The sequence below is a fragment of the Streptococcus chenjunshii genome (assembly GCF_003086355.1).
Taxonomy (GTDB): Bacteria; Bacillota; Bacilli; order Lactobacillales; family Streptococcaceae; genus Streptococcus; species Streptococcus chenjunshii.
Genome location: NZ_CP031733.1, coordinates 286,610 through 305,192, shown reverse-complemented (window position 1 = coordinate 305,192; position 18,583 = coordinate 286,610). Strand labels below are relative to the sequence as shown.

Annotated in this window: 20 protein-coding genes; 6 read left to right on the top strand and 14 right to left on the bottom strand. The window is 44.6% G+C overall.

Annotated elements, in window-relative coordinates; translation table 11 throughout:
• Positions 1-38 precede the first annotated feature (38 nt).
• A complete protein-coding gene (locus tag DDV21_RS01640; RefSeq protein ID WP_259293370.1) occupies positions 39-575 on the bottom strand; it encodes a cysteine hydrolase family protein in 537 nt (178 codons plus the stop codon).
• A gap of 173 nt (positions 576-748) precedes the next feature.
• Between DDV21_RS01640 and DDV21_RS01635 the strand changes: the two genes are divergently transcribed.
• A complete protein-coding gene (locus tag DDV21_RS01635; RefSeq protein WP_116877525.1) occupies positions 749-1,141 on the top strand; it encodes an Lrp/AsnC family transcriptional regulator in 393 nt (130 codons plus the stop codon).
• Between the two features lie 306 nt (positions 1,142-1,447).
• On the opposite strand, the gene DDV21_RS01630 is transcribed toward DDV21_RS01635, so the two are convergent.
• The 9 genes from DDV21_RS01630 to DDV21_RS01590 form a co-directional block, all read right to left on the bottom strand.
• Positions 1,448-2,200, bottom strand: coding sequence for a TIGR00266 family protein (locus tag DDV21_RS01630; protein ID WP_116877526.1), 753 nt, complete (start codon positions 2,198-2,200; stop codon positions 1,448-1,450).
• A 135-nt stretch (positions 2,201-2,335) separates the two neighbouring features.
• Positions 2,336-2,830 (bottom strand): beta-class carbonic anhydrase, encoded by a 495-nt coding sequence (locus DDV21_RS01625; protein WP_116877527.1) that lies wholly within the window; start codon positions 2,828-2,830, stop codon positions 2,336-2,338.
• Positions 2,831-3,139: 309 nt separating this feature from the next.
• Positions 3,140-3,451 carry a hypothetical protein gene (locus tag DDV21_RS01620; protein ID WP_116877528.1) on the bottom strand — a complete coding sequence of 104 codons (312 nt, stop codon included), beginning with the start codon at positions 3,449-3,451 and terminating at the stop codon, positions 3,140-3,142.
• A gap of 17 nt (positions 3,452-3,468) precedes the next feature.
• A complete protein-coding gene (locus DDV21_RS01615) occupies positions 3,469-3,783 on the bottom strand; it encodes a hypothetical protein (RefSeq protein WP_116877529.1) in 315 nt (104 codons plus the stop codon).
• Between the two features lie 9 nt (positions 3,784-3,792).
• The gene (locus DDV21_RS01610) at positions 3,793-5,124 is read right to left on the bottom strand and encodes a hypothetical protein (RefSeq protein ID WP_116877530.1); all 1,332 of its coding nucleotides are present in this window, start codon (positions 5,122-5,124) and stop codon (positions 3,793-3,795) included.
• A gap of 17 nt (positions 5,125-5,141) precedes the next feature.
• On the bottom strand, positions 5,142-5,753 hold the full coding sequence (locus tag DDV21_RS01605; protein WP_116877531.1) for a hypothetical protein: 612 nt from the start codon (positions 5,751-5,753) through the stop codon (positions 5,142-5,144).
• Between the two features lie 166 nt (positions 5,754-5,919).
• On the bottom strand, positions 5,920-7,281 hold the full coding sequence (gene radA, locus DDV21_RS01600; protein WP_116877605.1) for a DNA repair protein RadA: 1,362 nt from the start codon (positions 7,279-7,281) through the stop codon (positions 5,920-5,922).
• A gap of 136 nt (positions 7,282-7,417) precedes the next feature.
• Positions 7,418-7,864: a dUTP diphosphatase gene (locus tag DDV21_RS01595; protein WP_116877532.1), complete on the bottom strand. Its 447-nt coding sequence runs from the start codon at positions 7,862-7,864 to the stop codon at positions 7,418-7,420.
• Positions 7,865-7,919: 55 nt separating this feature from the next.
• Positions 7,920-8,279, bottom strand: a complete 360-nt coding sequence (locus DDV21_RS01590; protein ID WP_116877533.1) for a YbaN family protein — start codon at positions 8,277-8,279, stop codon at positions 7,920-7,922.
• A gap of 105 nt (positions 8,280-8,384) precedes the next feature.
• On the opposite strand from DDV21_RS01590, the gene DDV21_RS01585 reads away from it, so the two are divergent.
• The 5 genes from DDV21_RS01585 to galU all read left to right on the top strand — a co-directional run bounded on the left by DDV21_RS01585 (position 8,385) and on the right by galU (position 13,763).
• Positions 8,385-8,990, top strand: a complete 606-nt coding sequence (locus DDV21_RS01585; protein WP_116877534.1) for an NADPH-dependent FMN reductase — start codon at positions 8,385-8,387, stop codon at positions 8,988-8,990.
• A gap of 15 nt (positions 8,991-9,005) precedes the next feature.
• Entirely contained in the window at positions 9,006-10,241 is a 1,236-nt protein-coding gene (locus tag DDV21_RS01580) for an NAD(P)H-dependent oxidoreductase (protein ID WP_116877535.1), read from the top strand.
• 259 nt (positions 10,242-10,500) lie between these two features.
• Entirely contained in the window at positions 10,501-11,295 is a 795-nt protein-coding gene (locus DDV21_RS01575; RefSeq protein ID WP_116877536.1) for a formate/nitrite transporter family protein, read from the top strand.
• A gap of 484 nt (positions 11,296-11,779) precedes the next feature.
• Positions 11,780-12,796 carry an NAD(P)H-dependent glycerol-3-phosphate dehydrogenase gene (locus tag DDV21_RS01570; protein WP_116877537.1) on the top strand — a complete coding sequence of 339 codons (1,017 nt, stop codon included), beginning with the start codon at positions 11,780-11,782 and terminating at the stop codon, positions 12,794-12,796.
• Between the two features lie 70 nt (positions 12,797-12,866).
• Positions 12,867-13,763 carry a UTP--glucose-1-phosphate uridylyltransferase GalU gene (gene galU, locus DDV21_RS01565; RefSeq protein WP_116877538.1) on the top strand — a complete coding sequence of 299 codons (897 nt, stop codon included), beginning with the start codon at positions 12,867-12,869 and terminating at the stop codon, positions 13,761-13,763.
• 413 nt (positions 13,764-14,176) lie between these two features.
• On the opposite strand, the gene DDV21_RS01560 is transcribed toward galU, so the two are convergent.
• From DDV21_RS01560 to dapD, 4 genes are all read right to left on the bottom strand, one after another.
• Positions 14,177-14,854 (bottom strand): rhomboid family intramembrane serine protease, encoded by a 678-nt coding sequence (locus DDV21_RS01560; protein ID WP_116877539.1) that lies wholly within the window; start codon positions 14,852-14,854, stop codon positions 14,177-14,179.
• The gene (locus DDV21_RS01555) at positions 14,851-15,381 is read right to left on the bottom strand and encodes a 5-formyltetrahydrofolate cyclo-ligase (protein ID WP_116877540.1); all 531 of its coding nucleotides are present in this window, start codon (positions 15,379-15,381) and stop codon (positions 14,851-14,853) included. The genes DDV21_RS01560 and DDV21_RS01555 overlap by 4 nt, the downstream gene beginning before the upstream one ends.
• Before the next feature lie 370 nt (positions 15,382-15,751).
• Positions 15,752-16,879, bottom strand: a complete 1,128-nt coding sequence (locus tag DDV21_RS01550; protein ID WP_116877541.1) for an N-acetyldiaminopimelate deacetylase — start codon at positions 16,877-16,879, stop codon at positions 15,752-15,754.
• Positions 16,880-17,175: 296 nt separating this feature from the next.
• Complete coding sequence (dapD, locus tag DDV21_RS01545) at positions 17,176-17,874, bottom strand: 2,3,4,5-tetrahydropyridine-2,6-dicarboxylate N-acetyltransferase (protein WP_116877542.1); 699 nt, start codon at positions 17,872-17,874, stop codon at positions 17,176-17,178.
• Positions 17,875-18,583: the final 709 nt, after the last annotated feature.

Genomic DNA, 18,583 nt, shown 5'->3' with positions numbered 1-18,583 from the left:
TAGCACTGAGAAAAAGCTGAAAAACCTAAAGCGCCTCGTTATTTTTCCGCTTCACAGCGTCTGATAAAATCTGCTGCAGTGTCTATGACTGCAAAGGTTTGTAATGCAGCCAGAAAACTCATCTGAACATCAGATGCATCTATTTTCTGACCTTTATAGCAGAGATCTTTAGTTGCTGTCGCATCACTGATTACTATAGGCTGATAGCCCTTTTCTTTAGCGGCTCTAACCGTTGAATCAACACACATATGGGTCATCATGCCAGTTATAACTAGCTGACCGACTTCCAAAGCTTGTAATTTGTCATCTAAACCAGTCCCCAGAAAGCTATTTGGGAAATGCTTGGTAATAACGACAGCTTCCTTTTGTAGATTTAAACTCGGATGCAGTTCAGCGCCCTCGCTGTTTTCAACAAAAAAATCAGCCTCGTCATTCTTTTTAATATGTTGAATATAAAGGATTGGCAAATTTCTTTTTAAAAATAGCATCTCCAGCATATTAATCTGGATCAAAGCCTCTTCAGGTTTAACCAATTCACATTTCCTAGGATGGAAATAATCCTTTTGAACATCAATAACTCATAACGCCTTCTTTGTCATAATACTAGCCCCTTTCTAAATGTCAAAGTTGCCTGATTGTGTCCAATACCTTTTTATATGATATAAGTATAGAACTTTTGTAAGTTACTGGCCATCACTTGATGAAAAACAATCAGTTCTTTTCATTTCACCGTGAAGGGATATCTAAAATGGATAATATTGATAAAGAGATTCTCAGTCTGCTAAAAACAAATGGACGTTTAACAAACAAAGAAATTGGACAACTCGTTCATCTAACCGGTCAGGCAGTCGGCAATCGTATCAGTAAACTTCAGGAAAATGGGACAATCATGCATTTTACGACCGCTCTTTCTTATTCTTTCCAGCAGTATATTATGGTTTATATGGACAGCAATCAGTTCAGCCGGTTTGAACATTTTGCTACAACTTACGAAGAAATTGATGAATTCTATAAGGTTTCCGGACATGCTTGCTATTTAATAAAAGCCCACTTTAATGAAACTGACTTAAAAGATTTTTTAGAACGGCTGACATACTGGGGGCGTTACAATGTCGAAAATATCCTGAAGCAGATAAAATAAAGGAATTGCTGCTCTAGAAAATAATCTCAGCAGTTGATTTTTTGTAAGTTTGGCTGTTGATAGTACCGTTTATACCAATAAAACACAGCTGAGACAAATGTCTCAGCTGTGTTTTATTGGTATTGGGATTGAATATGCTCTAATAGCTCGAAAAAGAGGGAGCTCTTTCAAGCAGCTGTTTTACAGCTGGGTCATCTACAGACATATCAAGTCTGTCCCAGCCAAAAATTAAAAAAGCGAGGAAAATCAATGTCTTTGACATCACGATTTTCATCTCGCTCGCTGAGTATTTTATTCTGTAGCTTATTACAAGAAGCTGTCCAAGAGCGATGATTTCCCCCCGCCATCACCGCCGCCGGTGATAATGTGGCTGCCGATAACGTTAGCAAAGGTTTCGATATTCAAACTTTGCACATAAATTTCACCTGTCCCGCGGAAGGTATTGACAATCCCTTCTCCGGTTCCGATAGACTGCAGAAAACCGTTCTCTAAGTGAATATCATACTGCAGTTCACGGCTCCAGGCGACAACATGAGCGTTATCGATAGTGATTTCTTCTCCTTGGAGTTCTATCTTTTTAATCGATCCAAAGGCATTAGCCAAAAGTGTCCCTTGCCCTTCTGTTGTCATCACAAAGAGACCGCCTTGACCGCCAAAGAAGGCCCGGCCCACAGACTGGCGCTCCATCTTGTACTGAGCTGAACCGTCCAGAGCCAGAAAAGCGCCATCATTAAGACGGTACTGACGGCTCCCCAAATCAAGAGCAATAACCTGACCGGGCATAGACGGAGCCAATGCTAATCTGCCGTCATCAGCGCTGGAAACCGCTTGAGTAATAAAAGCGGATTCGCCGGAAGTCATCGAACGGCCGATCGCTCCCATCAGTTTGCCGATACCGGAGCCGCGGGCATTTAGGCGGGTATTGAGGGTAACACCGGGGGTATGGTAAACCATACTGCCTCGCTGAATATAAGCGGACTCTCCAGTTTCCAGTGCAATCTCAACCAAAGGAAACTGCATGTTGCTGTCAATAGTGTATTTCATCCGATTATCTGCCATAGTCTGCCTCCTGAAAAGTTATTTCTTTTTGTATTATTATTTTAATACAAATAATATCAGTTCCTCTTTTCTCTGTCAAGTATGCAGCGTGTTTAATAACGTTTCGTTAAACTTTTTCAGAAAAGCTGACGGCCATTATTTGACTTCCGTCATACGGCCGCTATCCACATCATAAACCGCACCGGAAATAATAATCTCATCCGGAATCAAAGGTGATTGGCGCAGCAGTGCCATATCTTCCCGGACACTAGCAACAACATCCGTAAACGGCAGAAAGTCTTCACCGCTCACATCTATGCCCAAATCCTGCTGGAGCTGTTCGGCAAAAGCTGCATTAGTAAAAGTCTGTGCCCCGCAGTCAGTATGGTGCAGCACAACAACTTCTTTGGTTCCCAGCTGCTGCTGAGAAATGACCAGAGAGCGAATCACATCATCGGTTACCCGTCCGCCGGCATTCCGTAATATATGCGCAACTCCTAAGGCCAAACCTAAGGCTTGAGCTACATGGAGCCGGGCATCCATACATGTTACAATCGCCACATGTGTTTTAGGCCTCATAGGCAAATGGGCTGTCCCGTGCAGGTCAGCATAGGCTTGATTGGTTTTTAAAAAGTTGTCAAAATAAGACATCGTCTTCCTCCATATCCTCAGGTTCACTTTGATATTGCCTTAAGCGAGCGCTGATTTGAACAGCTGGGTTCTTCAGCCGTGCTTTTTCACAGCGAAGCTGAAATTACCGGCCCTTCAGCCAGCCAATTCAGCTCAGCTCCCGCAATTTTATCTATGGTAGCATTTTTTATTCATTTTGTCATTGTTAACAGCTTAGCTAAAGAGAGACAGATGAACACAGCTGAAAACTTCGTAAAAAACCGCTGCAGATGATCGTTGACGCTTTTGGCCGCTTAACTAAAAAAACAGCCAATCCCAAGACTGGCTGCTTTATAAGAGATTTAATAAATCAGAAAGGTTCTGATAGTGGCCGGCTTCCTGTATCTGAACCTGTGCCAGCGTTTCTGTTTCTTGGCTGATTTGCTGCTGCAGGAGCTCCTCCTCATTGTCCAAAGCTCTTTTAGTCTGGCTGACTATGTCAGGTTCTGACTGGCAAAGGCGGTCCAGCCACTGGTTCAGCCTTTCGGTTTCCCGGCTGAGCGTTTGCTGCATATCATCCATATCAGCCTCAGCCTTTCTAAACTGCTCCTGATTTGATAAATGCGTGTCCGTCAAACTGGCTTCATCATACTGATAGCTCATCACTCTTTGCTCCTTCTTTACTCTAAAACAATAGGATTAGGCAGCTGAGGCTGGGGAAAGCTGCTTAAAAAATCCTGCGCTGCTGTAGCTGCTTTCCCCTCAAAGCCAGCTCCTAAATCAGCAGGCAGGCTAGCAGAGAGATAAGTTTTCAAGTCTGTTTTTTCTTGCTGCAGCTCTTTTTTCAGCCGCTGCTTTTCAGCGCGGATTTTTTGCTTCTGAACAGCTATCGCGGCTTTAATCACCAGACGTTCCTGAGCCTTAAGCGCCTCAGTATAAGCTTCCTGCAGTTTGCTTAAATCAACGGTTCCTAATTTAGCTAATTGGTCAAGCATCTTTTCTCCTTATTGAAACAGCTCAGCACCCGCTTGGTCGGCAGCGTTTAAGTCCTCCGCACCGGCCATCAGCTTTTGAGTAAAATCAGTCAGTTCTTCCTGGGTCCGGTCACCTTCAGCCAGCGCTGCGGCTTCACTGCCTTCATCCCAAACCTTATCCATGCTCAGTTCCGACAGCAATTCAGCCACTTCTCCTTCCGATAAGTGCTGAGACAGACTGTGAATGTCCCTCTCAAAAGTTTTGAGCTGGCTGTCAATTGTTTCCTTGCTCTGATTGATGCGGCTTTTAACCCTAAAGTTAAAGCTTTCAGCCTTGGCTTGTGCTGCCTGAGCTGCCGCTGTGACCAGCTCCTGACGCAGCAAAATCTTTTGCGAACCAGAAGCGGTCTGAAGCTGACTGCGCAGACTGGTTAAGCGATCTTGAGCAGCCGTAAAATCCAACGCTTTAGGGTCAGCAAGGGCAAAGCTGCCGTATTTTTCCTTATATTCCTTAACATAATCGCGGTAGTCCGTGCTGTCCGTCCAAGTGCTGGGGTCTTTCAGATCCCAGCCTTTGGCATTCTTAGCCTTCATTTTAGCCACCTTAATCACCTGTTCTCTGGTCATGCCGGAGACAAACTGACCCTTCTTCACATAGTAATCAATGTCCAGCTTATCTCCTTTTATGTGGAAGAACTTTGGATCATGATCGCCGATTGGGTCGTTGATACCCTGTGTCCCTTCAACGACCACCACTTTCCCATACGGAATCTCACCTTTGCCGCCATCAAAATAGGTCAAATCTTTCCCGGAATCCGAATAAACTGTCGCATGATCTTTCAGATAAGCCAGCTCACTTTTAGAAAAGGCGCCGCTCTTTACCGCTTGGGCTGCCGCCCAGTCTGTGAAGTTGGTAATCTTTGGCACTTGGTATTTGGCGCCGACCTTAGCCACACCAGGGCCGGACTGGCTGAAACCGGACATGTTGGAGACTGTACCCTTATGCACTTCCAGCTTTTCCACCGTCTCCTGATAAAACTGGTCGATATCTGCCGTCTGAGCGGTCAGCTTCCCGTCGGTCAGACCGAACCCCCCGCTGGCCTCGACAGCATTTTTGGTCGATTCATTAAAACCAGGCTGGGTCCCTGCCACAACGATAGCGGTTTGGCTGTAGTCCGGATTATCGCCCTTGATATTGTCCACCGGAACAACGGCCAGAGTCTGAGTGGTCTCATCTACGCTGTTGACAACTTGGTAATATTCGTTTGTCTTAGGAACTTTAAATGTCTCCCCCTCTTCATATGAAGCATATTTTTTAATAACACCCTGCAAGTTCTGTATCTTTTTATCTGTCAGTGTCATATTTAGGTGCTCCCTTCTTATTTGAGTATCCCCTTCTTAAGCATCACATTGTAGCGGATTTCAGCTGACGGGCTGCCCTCAGCCGACTTTTCAATCCCTTTCAGCTTTCCTATATCTACTAGGGCTTCGATATTGCTGTCGATATCCTCATTTTCTGCCCATTTTGTTACCTCTGGCAAACTTTGACCGTAAGTCACTTCGACATAATCTCCGGACTGATTAGCCAGCTCTATCATCTCTGTCCCATAAATATCCCAGTCTATCCGCAGATAATTAAGAATCCCATAGCTGGGATAGCCAGAATGGTTTATTTTCCCACCAAATTGTGCTTTATTCCCATGTTCATCGTACAGGATTGGCACCACTTCAGCTGTTCGCATCGTAAAGCGCCCGTCACCGTCTATATAAATCGGCGAGAACTCAATTTTACGGACACCGGAGTAATTTTCTTTGATATATGTGGCAATTTGTTCTTCCAGCAGCTGAAAACCGTGCTGGTAGAGCTGTTCAACTTTTTTCTTTTCCATATAACGATTGTACCCCCAAATTCCTGTGATGGCGATGAGAACCGCAGCCAGCAGTCCCCAGAACACCTTTGCCGGTCTGCTTAAACCTTTCTTTTTAGCCATGGCCTGCTCCTTATCTTTTAAGACAACACTGCTCATTCGTTTTAATTTTGTGTTACTATAGCATAAAAGGGTGAAGATAGCAAGCTGACTGTATAAAAAAACGACTGAGCTCCGGCTGCTGCGACAGCAGTTGGAAGTCAGTCCATTTTTTATCCATAAAGCCAGCTCACTCAAACACGTTCGTTAACACCTGGCCGACCGTTCTGACACCGATGACTTGGATCGTTTCGGGGATTTCAACACCCTGCAGGGAGCTTTTGGGCACATAGATTTTGGCAAAACCGAGTTTAGCAGCTTCTTTAATCCGCTGTTCAATCCGATTAACCCGGCGGATTTCACCGGTCAGCCCGATTTCGCCAATAAAGGCTGTTTTAGGATCAGTCGGCTGCTCCTTATAACTTGATGCCAGTGCTACCGCCACAGCTAAGTCAATAGCTGGTTCATCCAGTCTCACACCGCCTGCCGATTTAAGATAGGCATCCTGATTCTGAAGCAGGAGTCCGCAGCGTTTTTCTAAAACGGCCATAATCAGGCTGACTCGGTTGAAATCAAGTCCGGTCGTTGTCCGTTTGGCATTGCCGAAAACGGTAGGCGTAACCAAAGCCTGCAGCTCAGCCAGAATCGGCCGGCTTCCTTCTATCGTTACAACGACAGCAGAACCAGTTGCCCCATCCAAACGTTCTTCTAAAAAGACTTGGCTGGGATTGAGAATTTCAACAAGACCGGAGGCCTGCATTTCAAAAATTCCGATTTCGTTGGTTGATCCGAAACGGTTTTTGACTGCCCGCAAAATTCTAAAGGTATGGTGCCGTTCCCCTTCAAAATACAAAACGGTGTCTACCATGTGTTCCAGCATACGAGGTCCGGCCAGCGTCCCTTCCTTGGTCACATGTCCGACAATAAAAACAGCGATATTGTTTGTCTTAGCCAGCTGCATCAGCTCAGCTGTTACTTCCCGGACCTGACTGACAGACCCCTGAACTCCGGAGATATCAGGAGTCATGATAGTCTGAATAGAATCAACCACCAAGAAATCTGGCTGAAGCTTTTCAATTTCTGACCGAATCAGCTGCATATTGGTCTCGGCATAAAGGTAAAATTCACTGTCGATATTCCCCAGCCGCTCGCTGCGCAGTTTAATCTGTTCGGCCGACTCTTCTCCCGAAACGTAGAGAACGGTCCCTTTATGAGCCAGCTGAGTCGAAACCTGCAAAAGCAGGGTAGATTTGCCGATGCCGGGATCGCCGCCAATCAGAACCAAACTGCCGGGGACAACACCGCCGCCCAGGACACGGTTAAATTCTTCTAAATCGGTTTGCGTTCGATTGACCTGAACAGCAGCAATATCATTGAGCTTAACAGGCTTTGTTTTCTGTCCGGTCAGAGATACACGGGCATTTTTAACCTCAGCAGTCTCAACTTCCTCTACAAAAGAGGACCAGGAAGAGCAGTTAGGACAGCGTCCCAGATATTTTGGTGAATTATAGCCGCATTCCTGACAGACAAAAGTCGTTCTTTTTTTTGCGATAGCGTGTTTCCTCCTGCTTGTATGCTTTATATTCTCTTTCGTAAATTCATAAAATAGCTGCACAGACTGCCGCTGAGAAGAGCGGAAACGGTCTGATATAATTGTCAAACTGTCACACCAGCCTGCTGCTCTAACTTTATTGGCCGGTGCTGCCAAAACCGCCTGTGCGGAGTCCGTCTGCTTTGTCACCATCAGCTATTAAAAAGGGCATGAAAATGCCTTGGACAAGGCGTTCGCCGGCCTCAACTGTTACTGGCTTATCAGTTATATTTTGCATCTGTGCAAAAATATGCCCTTCATTAGCAGGGTTATTGTAATAATCTCCGTCAATAATACCGACAGAATTAATCAAGACCAGTCCTTTTTTGCGCGGATTTGAAGAGCGGTCATACAAGCACAGCACCTCTCCTGCCTGCATATAGGCCTTAAGTCCTGTAGGCACTAAAACAATCTCTCCGGGAGCAATTTCTGTATGTTCAGCAGCCTTCAGATCATAACCTGCTGCGTGAGCTGTCTCCCGTTTAGGCAGCAAACCTTCATCTGTAAAACTAGATACCAGCTCAAAACCACGTATTTTTGACATATTAACCTCCATAGCAAAACGTTTTCTTATTCAGTCTATTCACCATCAGCCCCTGCTATTTATCAGGAATCACCCGGAACAGATAATAGGTGATAAATACAGTTAAAGCCAGCAAAGCAAGCTTTACCCAGACCAGCGGAGCCAGCCAAACGGACAGCCCCATCAATAGGTAAATCTGAATAATAATTTTCTTTTTTCGTTCTTTGGCAATGCTTTTGGTTTCAGCATAATCCGCAACATAAAACTGATAGAGCTTGGTCTGCTTCAGCCAGCGCTCAAACTTTTTAGAACTGCGGGCAAAACAATAGCCTGACAAAAGGAGAAAGGGGGTAGTCGGCAAAACCGGCAGAATAACACCAAGAACACCTAAAAGCAGGCTTAGACAGCCGGCAGCAATCAGCAGCATTTTTTTCATACAGCTATTCTATCATGTTTTTCCTTTTTTGGCATAGAGTTGACACCCTTTTAAGAAAACGTTATCATTAACATAGTAAAAAACTTAAAGAAATGAGGAAGTCTTATGAAACTTATTGGACTTGTTGGTACCAACTCTGCCCGTTCAACCAACCGCCAGCTTCTCCAATATATGGAAAAACACTTTGCTGATAAAGCCGATATTGAACTGGTTGAAATTAAAGAGATTCCAGTTTTTAATAAACCTGCAGACAGGCAAATCCCTGATATTGTAACAGAAATCGCAGCTAAAATTGAACAGTCAGACGGGGTCATCATCGGGACACCGGAGTATGATCACTCCATTCCTGCTGTTCTGATGAATGCACTGGCTTGGCTGTCTTACGGCATTTTCCCTCTGCTGAACAAACCTGTGATGATTACAGGCGCTTCTTTCGGAACACTCGGTTCATCACGCGCCCAGCTCCAGCTGCGGCAAATCCTGAACGCTCCTGAACTGAAGGCTAATGTCCTTCCGGATGAGTTTCTGCTTTCGCATTCCTTACAGGCTTTTGACAAGGATAATAATTTGATCGATTTGGAGACTATCCAAAAACTAGACGCTATTTTTGATGACTTCCGCATCTTTGTCAAGGTCACTGCTAAACTGTCAAATGCTCAGGACTTACTGCGGAAAGAAGCCGAAAACTTTGACTGGGAAAGCTTATCATAAGGAGGAAAAACTGCTATGAAATTCGTCGGAATCGTCGGTTCGAATGCTGATCAATCATATAACCGCATGCTCTTAGAATTCATTCGCCGGCATTTTAAATTAAAATTTGAATTGGAAGTCCTTGAAATCAAAGATGTCCCTATGTTTAATCAGGACGATGATCAATCAGACAGCTTCGCTATTCGCTATCTCTATAATAAAATTACCCGTGCAGATGGTGTGATTATCGCTACACCTGAGCACAATCATACCACCACACCGGCTCTTAAAAGTGCCCTTGAATGGCTGTCCTTTAACCTGCATCCTTTTGAAAATAAACCGGTCATGATTGTCGGTGCTTCTTACCATGATCAGGGCACATCGCGCGCCCAGGTGCATCTGCGCAAAATCCTCGATGCTCCGGGTGTCAATGCCTATACGCTGCCCGGCAATGAATTTTTACTGGGCAAGGCCAAGGAAGCTTTTGATGAAGACGGCAATATCATCAACGAAGGCACCGTCTCCTTTCTTGAAACCTGCTTAGATAATTTCATCAAATATGTAGGAGTGGTATCACAATTGAAAAAACCAAAACCGATTGAACCGGAAGATCTAGACTGCGGAAAACCTATTGCGACAAGCATTACTGAGGTTGACCCTGACGATCCGGACTGGCTGGAAAAGGCGTCGAAACTTGTCAACGCAGTTGAAGGGGATACCTATGTCAAGCTTGACCAAGGTTTACTGACTGTTAATCAGCTCAATATGTTCTTAAACGCTATGCCTTTTGAACTGACTTATGCTGATGATAATAACCAGTTCCTGTACTACAATAATGCCCATCAGGATCCGGAAACCATGTTTGCCAAACGGGTGCCTGAGCAGGTAGGAAACCGCATGTCAACCGTTCATGGATCTCTTCCGCCGGCTCGCATGAAAAATGTTGAATGGGTTATCGGTACACTGCGCAACGGCAATCAAGAATATGTCAGAACAATCGTTCCTGGTTCACCGGACAGTGTGATTAATACCCACAATTACCAAGCCATGTATTATCCTGACGGCTCTTACGCTGGCATCAATGAAATCGTCTTTAACTTCAAACCTTGGCTGGACTGGTATCTGAAAGAAACCGGGCAGCGCTTAGTTGGCGGCAGCAGTCCAGCAGCACCGGCAGCTCAAGGAACGGCTGATGCCACTTCCGGAGCTTCAGACAGCGGAGGCAATGCCGCTGCAGCAACCGATGCTAGTTCAGGCGCCTCAGCTCACTGACCTTATCTAAGAAATCACATGCAGCCGGCCGTATTAACGGTACTGCAGTATCATCTTCAAAACTGAGAAAGCAGAGCAGTTTTCTCAAAGAAAATCTGCCTTTCTCAGTTTTTTACTGCCTGTTTCCCAATAAGAAAACCAGTTCTTAACAGCAAAACTCCTTTGAATTCAAAATAAAGCATCATTGATTTGTTTTGCTGCTTTCACTCTCTTCAATTTTACTGAAATAATACTGTGAAAAATGATAAAGGAGCAATTTATGACCCCATTTCAGGAAAAAATCGGTGCTGCCTGCGCTAAAAAAGAAGCACTGTTTGATGAAAGTTTAGCTCGCTATGCGCTGCGGTCTATGTTTGCCGGCGCCTATCTGACCATGAGTACAGCAGTTGGTATTATCGGTGCAGATGTTATTGCTGCAGGATTCCCTGCCTTAGCACGTTTTGTCTTTACATTTATCTTTGCTATCGGCTTAGTTTATGTCTTGATTTTTAACGGTGAACTGGCCACATCCAACATGATGTATCTGACTGCAGGAGCTTACTATAAACAGATTACCTGGCGGAAAGCTGCTGTTATTTTGCTGTACTGCACCCTGTTCAACCTTGTTGGGGCAGTTGTTCTGGCCTGGCTGTTTAATCAGTCATTTTCATTTATGAATCTGACCGATAAAAGTTTTGTGGTCAATGCCGTAAATATCAAGCTGGCTAAATCAGACTGGAGCAATTTTATTGAAGGGATTACGGCAAATATGTTTGTCAACATCGCTATTTTAGGTTATATGCTCCTCAAAGAAGAGAGCGCTAAAATTTTTATCGCCATTTCCGCTATCTTCATGTTCGTCTTTCTTATTAACGAACACTTGGTGGCCAATTTTGCTTCATTCATGCTGGCTGCTTTTAATCCAGTAAAAGCCAATATTGACAGCTTTACCTTCTTTAATGTTGCACGTCAGTGGATTGTTGTTTTCTTTGGCAACTGGCTGGGAGGCGGTCTTTTCATCGGTATCGCTTATGCTTGGCTGAACCAGACAAAGACACAGCACATCGAGCAGTAACTGCCCGATCCAGCAACTAATATTAAGAGAATGAGAGAGGAAAAATCAGCCTCTCTTTTTTTGACCCAAAGCAGAGGAAGCAGTTTCAGATAAACACCTTTATTTCCAGTAAAATCTCATACAAAAGGGTCTACCTATGTTATAATGAAATAAATACAGGTTCTTGGCTGTGGACATGAACTAAGAAATTTGTCGGCCTAGTATTTATTACCGTTCAGATACCAGATTTCTTAACGGCCTTTGTATCTTACTGAACTGAACACGGCCTAAAATCCTAGTGAAAAAGATGAAGTCCGTCGCGATGCGGGTTTATTGCAAAAAAATCTAGCCGTAGACGTCTGAAAGCTTTGCAGTCTTAACAGCCTGCCGCAGCTTTCTAGTCGTCTTGGCAGAGGTGCGCCTACGAAGTCGGAGATTTCTGGCTTACCGTCATTTTCATACGGATTTCTTAACGGCCTTTGTATCTTATTATAAGGAGAAGATGATGACTAAACAAAAGATTGCTGTTTTGGGGCCCGGTTCATGGGGAACTGCTCTGGCTCAAGTTCTCAATGACAACGGGCACGAGGTTTGTCTTTGGGGAAATTTGCCGGAACAGATTGACGAATTAAAGACCCAGCATAAGAATACGCTTTATTTTAAAGATATCGTGCTGGATGAAAAGATAAAGGCGACACTTGATTTAGAGGAAGCCCTCCACAATGCAGATGCCGTCCTTTTTGTTGTCCCGACAAAGGTCACACGTCTGGTTGCTAAGCAAGTCGCTGAAACCTTGGATCATAAAGTGATCATGATGCACGCATCCAAAGGCTTGGAACCTGGCACACATGAACGTCTGTCTGTCATTTTAGAAGAAGAAATCCCAGCCGACCGCCGGAGTGAGATTGTGGTTGTTTCCGGCCCCAGCCACGCTGAAGAAACCATTGTCCGAGATATCACCTTAATCACCGCAGCTTCAAAAGATTTAGAAGCCGCTAAATATGTTCAGAAACTCTTCAGCAATAATTATTTCCGGCTTTATACCAATACAGATGTCATTGGGGTTGAAACAGCCGGAGCTCTTAAAAATATTATTGCTGTCGGAGCCGGAGCCCTTCACGGGCTGGGCTATGGCGACAATGCCAAAGCGGCTGTCATTACACGCGGTTTGGCAGAAATTACCCGGCTCGGGGTCAAGCTGGGCGCTGATCCGCTGACTTACAGCGGTCTTTCCGGAGTAGGTGATTTAATTGTTACTGGGACTTCTGTGCACTCTCGTAATTGGCGGGCAGGAGATGCGCTGGGGCGCGGAGAAAAGCTGGAAGACATTGAACGCAATATGGGCATGGTCATTGAAGGCATTTCAACTACCAAGGTAGCCTATGAAATTTCTCAGGAATTAGGGGTTTACATGCCTATTACCACTGCTATTTATAAAGCTATATATGAAGGCGCGGATGTGAAAGAGAGCATTCTTGGCATGATGTCCAATGAATTCCGTTCTGAAAATGAATGGCACTAAATCCTGAAACAGTTAGTGGAAGAATGAGAAATATGTTATAATAAGCCTAGCAGTTTAAAGGAGTTTTTTTATGAAAAAAGTCAGAAAAGCAGTGATACCTGCAGCCGGTCTGGGCACACGTTTCTTACCTGCGACTAAAGCCCTCGCTAAAGAAATGCTCCCCATCGTTGATAAGCCAACCATTCAGTTTATCGTTGAAGAAGCCTTAAAATCAGGCATTGAAGATATCTTAGTGGTTACCGGTAAATCCAAACGCTCAATCGAGGACCATTTCGATTCCAACTTTGAATTGGAATATAACCTGAAAGAAAAAGGGAAAAATGATCTGTTAAAATTGGTTGATGAGACAACAGGTATCCGTCTCCACTTTATCCGCCAGAGCCATCCGCGCGGTTTAGGAGATGCTGTGCTGCAGGCTAAAGCTTTTGTCGGCAACGAACCGTTTGTGGTTATGCTGGGGGATGACCTGATGGATATTACAAGCAGCCAGGCTGTTCCTTTAACCAAACAGCTTATAGAAGACTATGAAGCGACCCATGCTTCTACGATTGCCGTTATGCAGGTTCCTCATGAAGAAACATCAGCTTACGGTGTCATTGCTCCTCAGGGAGAGGGGGTTAACGGTCTCTACAGCGTAGCTACCTTTGTCGAAAAACCTTTGCCAGAAGAAGCCCCGAGCGATTTAGCTATCATCGGCCGCTACCTGCTGACGCCGGAAATTTTTGCTATCTTGGAAACGCAGAAACCTGGTGCCGGCAATGAAATTCAGCTGACTGATGCAATTGATACGCTCAATAAAACCCAGCGTGTTTTTGCCCGTAAGTTTACAGGAAACCGCTATGATGTAGGGGATAAATTTGGTTTTATGAAAACTTCCATCGATTACGCCTTGCAGCATCCCCAAGTCAAAGACGACCTAAAAGACTATATTATCCGTTTGGGAAAAAGTTTGGCTGATAAATCCTAAGCAGTTCAATAGTTACTGCCATCTTGCAGACGACTTTATTTGGAGAGGAGCCTAAAATGGGCCCTCTCCTTTTTGATGCCTAAAGCGATGAGCTGTCTCTAAACCTGCAAAAGTCCGAAAGGGTTTGATAAACCAAAGGATTTTATTTGATATTTTTCAGATAAGAGGTTACCCTATTTGCCTACGATGACAGGGCATGCCTGAGCAGCATACCAAAATTTCCTTGTCTGTGTCTTAACGGCAACTGCAAAAAGGGTGTCTTTTTATTTCCCAATGAGCTGTTTAGCCGTTTTTCATTGTAAAAGATAGGGGATTTTCTAGGCAAAAAAAGGCTCTCTAACTTCTGCGGTGAGTAAACTGACCGCAGAAGTTAGAGAGCCTGTCTATTTTCCTTTGCAAAGCAACTAGAGTAACTAAAAAACAGAAAAAGCGGAAAAAAGCATCAAAGTCATGAGAAGTAGGTAAACCAGAAAAGCTGACAGTCGCTGAAATTTGCTGAAAGTATTTTTTTCATAAAGGGTAGGCAGAAAAACAGCTGACAAAGCACCGCCGACTAACCCTCCTAAATGCCCGGACAGACTGATACCAGGAGTTATAAGATTAAAAATCAGATTAAACACAATCAGCATCACATACGAGCGTCCCAGCTGGCGCAAAAATGGACTGCCGCCAAAATAACCGATAACAGCAACTGCGGCAAAAAGGCCAAATAAAGATGTTGAAGCTCCGGCTTCTACTACTGCCGGTTCAAAGAAGAACACAAAGATGTTTCCTGCAATCCCTGCTAAAATATAAAGCAGCAAAAAACGGACTGACCCCCAAATCTGCTCAGCTATTCGCCCAATAAAATAAAGAGAGAGGGCATTAAAGATAAAATGTTCCCAGCCGATATGAACAAAGATCGGCGTCAGCAAGCGCCAAATTTGATCCGGATAAGCTTTTATGATTTCTCCGTACAAACCGCCAAAGGTCAAAACGGCCTGAACTGAGGCAGCCTGTCCCAGATACATCAGCTGCATTAATATAAAGATTAGACTGGTCAGTGCCAGTAAAAATAAAGTGACGGGATTTCTTTTTATTTCTGCTTTCATTGAGAAAATACCTCCATTACCGCAACATCATGCGCATCTTCTTTAAAATCAAGCCTCTGCCAGGCATAAACCGTGCTGACAGTTCTGCCTTTAAAATCTGCTAAATAGCGGTCATAATAACCTCCGCCATAGCCAATGCGAAAACCTTCAGCATTAAAAGCCAAACCAGGAACATGAATTAAATCAATTTCTGACGGTTCAGCTGTTTCCCGAGAACTGTCCGGCTCTAAGATTCCAAACCGGCCTTTGATTAAATGTTCAGGATGATAGGAGGCAAAGACCATTTTTCCCTGAGAACATGTGCGGGGAACAAGAACCTTTTTACCGTCTCTGACAGCCCTTTCTATTAAAGGCTGTGTGTCATATTCAAAAGAAAAGGCCAGATAGGTTGCAAGAACCTGACTGGTATGATAGGCTTCTGAGGCAGTGATATCGTCCAGCAAAAGCTTGTCCAATTTCTCTTTGTCTGCTGGATTATGGCTCTTTAAGCGTTTAATAAGATTTTGTCTGATTGCTTCTTTATCCATGATAATATCATAACATAAAGTCTGACTTAATTTAAAAAAATATAATTTGCCAGTTTATTTTAAGGTTTCTTTAAGGTTTCCTTGGTAATATATAACTATCCTAAAAGGTAGCTTGAAAAAGCTGCCGGAAGGGAATAACCCTATCCTAGTTATTTCCTTTTTCATAAATCTCCTGGGCATAAACAGAGATGTTTGTGCCCTTCCCTTTTATTTTAAAAACCTGTAGGTGAACAGTATCACTTACAGGTTTTTGCTTGAAGCCCAACCAGGCAGCTAACGATAAAGCCAGTCTATGGCTTTTTTAAAAACGGCAACAGCTGACGGACGAATTTAAAATGTCATCGCTCTCACCCATAAATATAATGATATTCTATCCTGCTTTATTGCTTAAAAAAGCACTGATCGTTTCTACTGCAAAAGGCAAAGCTTCTTCCTTGGGGCTCATTTTAGGATGATGCAGAGGATAAGGAGTATCTACTCCCAGCCAGAACATGACTCCAGGCACCTTATGCAGGAGGTAGCCAAAATCCTCCCCCGTCATAGCAGGAGCGCAGTCAATCAAACGGACCCCTTCCCGAGCAGCAAAAAAAGTCATCAGCTGGTCAGCTAACTGCGGGTGGTTCTCCACAGGCAGATAGCCTGAGGGGTTGAGCTCCAAGTCAAGTTCCATCCCAAATGAACTGGCAACACCTTCTGCTATAGCCCGAACCCGCTTTTGGACATGTGCACTCATCTCCTGCGTCAAAGCCCGAATGGTCCCATGAAGAGAAGCGGTCCCGGCAATAACATTATTTGTTGTCCCAGCATGCATAGAGCCAAAAGTCACGACGGCCCCTTCAATAGGATCAACATTGCGGCTTACGACTGACTGTACTTGTGTAATGAAATAGCTTGCCGCAATCAGGGCATCATTAGCCGTATGCGGAAAGGCTGCGTGGCCGCTTTGGCCGGTAAATCTTATTTTGACTTCACACGTTCCGGCAAACAAAGTACTGCGGTTGGTAGCGATATCGCCGACTTTCAAATCAGGGCGTACATGCAGACCATAAAACTCATCCGGCAGCCAGCTGCCAAAAGCACCGGCTTCATACATAAGCATACCGCCAGCTGCATTCTCTTCAGCAGGCTGAAAAAGAAAGAGCAGATTATCTTTTGGCTGGTGCTGCACCAAACGGTCTAACAGGCCCAGTGCCACCGTCATATGCATATCATGACCGCAGGCATGCATACGATCTTTATGAAGCGATTTAAAGCTGAGGTCAGTTTCTTCAACAATCGGCAAACCGTCAATATCCGTGCGCCAGCCTATCGTTTTTTGCGGCTGGCGGCCCTTAAGAAAGACCAAAATACCTGTCTGCCACGTTCTGATTTCAACAAACTCTTTGTCAGCAGTCAAATCAGCAATTGTTTTCAGTAAAAACTCATGCGTTTTGAATTCCTGCAGTCCAATTTCAGGTATTTGATGGAGCGCACGCCGTGTTGCAATTAAATCAAGCATTTTTCTTTACCCTCCGGCAAAAAGTTTCAGAGCTTGGGGCAAAATAGCCCAGCTGCGTTTACTTTTTACGTAATATTGTTGGAACCCCTTATCCGACAGTCTCTTTATTTTCCGGTTCCCACCTTAAACGGTCCACTGAACTGCTCCGCAGCCCTAGCAGCCAGTTCAAGCAGCTGCGTAAGAGCAAGAAATGCCATAAGGCAACCGGACCTCAAAATGAAAGATAAGCGAGGCCTTATAATATATTTCTTGTATTTATCAGGACAACTCTTAATAGTCAGAATAGTTCAGTTCTTTTAAAGATTGCGCAGAGCATCTTCCAAGGCTGTTTTTTGCTGTGTCTGTGCATCAATTTGTTTGATCACACGCGCCGGTACACCAGCAACAACTGTATTTTCTGGCACATCCTGAGTGACAACTGCACCGGCAGCAATCACTGAACCGCTGCCAACTTGAACACCTTCAAGGACAACTGCATTGGCTCCTACAAGCACATTATCACCAACACGGACAGGTTCTGCGCTAGCAGGCTCAATAACCCCAGCTAGGACAGCCCCAGCACCGATATGACTGTTCTTCCCAACACAAGCCCGGCCTCCAAGAACAGCGCCCATGTCAATCATACTTCCGGCACCAATCTCCGCACCAATATTAATCACAGCACCCATCATAATAACCGCATTATCCTCAATAGTTACCTGATCGCGGATAATGGCTCCCGGTTCAATTCGGGCATTAATGTGACGCTTATCCAAAAGCGGCACAGCTGAATTGCGGCCGTCTTGTTCAACTACATAATCGCTATTTTCCGTTAAATTGGCTAAAAGCGGTGCAATATCCTGCCAGTCTCCAAAAAGAACATTCCCCAGCTTGAGTACCCCATCCGGTACTGCAGCGGCCAACTCTCCTTCAAAAGTCACCTTGACTCTTGTCTTCTTCTCCGCATTTCCAATAAAAGCAATAATCTCTTGCGCACTCATTTTCTGTGCAGTCATAACTCTCTCCTCACATTAAGATACAAAGGCCGTGTAAAAATCCGTGTGAAAATGACGGTAAGCCAGAAATCTCCGATTTCGTAGGCGCACCTCTGCCAAGACGACTAGAAAGCTGCGGCAGGCTGTTAAGACTGCAAAGCTTTCAGACGTCTACGGCTAGGGTTGTTTTGCAATATGCCCGCATCACGCTGGCAGGCATCTTTTTCACTAGGATTTTAGGCCGTGTTCAGTTCCATTAAAATACAAAGGCCGTTAAGAAAGCGACTGAAAAATAGGAGCCTGACCGAAGAGTCACTAAAGACTCTAGGGAGGGCTATACTCACAGAGCAGCCACATTCGTAAGTCAGCTTGCGCTTCCAACGACTGCGTCTCTTTTTTCCGAGCTTTCAGGCCATGTTCAGTTCCATTAAGATACAAAGGCCGTATAAAAATCCGTATGAAAATGGCGGTAAGCCAGAAATCTGTGATTTCGTTGGCGCACCCCTGCCAAGATGACTAGAAGGGTGCGGTAGGCTGTAAAGACTGCAAAGCCTTCAGTCAGCTACGGCTGACGGTAAGCCAGAAATCTCCGATTTCGTCTGCGCCCCTCTGCCAAGACGACTAGAAAGCTGCGGTCGACTGTTAAGGCGACAAAGCTTTCAGACGTCTACGGCTATTAACTTGAAATCAATTCTAAACTTAGCTATCTCTTTTTTGCACAGCTCTTAGG

Coding starts and splice junctions, on each gene's coding strand:
- DDV21_RS01615 (WP_116877529.1), bottom strand. CDS start 3,783: ATGCTTGACCAATTAGCTAAATTAGGAACCGTTGATTTAAGCAAACTG.
- DDV21_RS01625 (WP_116877527.1), bottom strand. CDS start 2,830: ATGTCTTATTTTGACAACTTTTTAAAAACCAATCAAGCCTATGCTGAC.
- galU (WP_116877538.1), top strand. CDS start 12,867: ATGAAAAAAGTCAGAAAAGCAGTGATACCTGCAGCCGGTCTGGGCACA.
- DDV21_RS01610 (WP_116877530.1), bottom strand. CDS start 5,124: ATGACACTGACAGATAAAAAGATACAGAACTTGCAGGGTGTTATTAAA.
- DDV21_RS01620 (WP_116877528.1), bottom strand. CDS start 3,451: ATGAGCTATCAGTATGATGAAGCCAGTTTGACGGACACGCATTTATCA.
- DDV21_RS01575 (WP_116877536.1), top strand. CDS start 10,501: ATGACCCCATTTCAGGAAAAAATCGGTGCTGCCTGCGCTAAAAAAGAA.
- DDV21_RS01560 (WP_116877539.1), bottom strand. CDS start 14,854: ATGAAAGCAGAAATAAAAAGAAATCCCGTCACTTTATTTTTACTGGCA.
- DDV21_RS01590 (WP_116877533.1), bottom strand. CDS start 8,279: ATGAAAAAAATGCTGCTGATTGCTGCCGGCTGTCTAAGCCTGCTTTTA.
- dapD (WP_116877542.1), bottom strand. CDS start 17,874: ATGACTGCACAGAAAATGAGTGCGCAAGAGATTATTGCTTTTATTGGA.
- DDV21_RS01595 (WP_116877532.1), bottom strand. CDS start 7,864: ATGTCAAAAATACGTGGTTTTGAGCTGGTATCTAGTTTTACAGATGAA.
- DDV21_RS01555 (WP_116877540.1), bottom strand. CDS start 15,381: ATGGATAAAGAAGCAATCAGACAAAATCTTATTAAACGCTTAAAGAGC.
- DDV21_RS01550 (WP_116877541.1), bottom strand. CDS start 16,879: ATGCTTGATTTAATTGCAACACGGCGTGCGCTCCATCAAATACCTGAA.
- DDV21_RS01635 (WP_116877525.1), top strand. CDS start 749: ATGGATAATATTGATAAAGAGATTCTCAGTCTGCTAAAAACAAATGGA.
- DDV21_RS01580 (WP_116877535.1), top strand. CDS start 9,006: ATGAAATTCGTCGGAATCGTCGGTTCGAATGCTGATCAATCATATAAC.
- DDV21_RS01605 (WP_116877531.1), bottom strand. CDS start 5,753: ATGGCTAAAAAGAAAGGTTTAAGCAGACCGGCAAAGGTGTTCTGGGGA.
- DDV21_RS01570 (WP_116877537.1), top strand. CDS start 11,780: ATGACTAAACAAAAGATTGCTGTTTTGGGGCCCGGTTCATGGGGAACT.
- DDV21_RS01585 (WP_116877534.1), top strand. CDS start 8,385: ATGAAACTTATTGGACTTGTTGGTACCAACTCTGCCCGTTCAACCAAC.
- DDV21_RS01630 (WP_116877526.1), bottom strand. CDS start 2,200: ATGGCAGATAATCGGATGAAATACACTATTGACAGCAACATGCAGTTT.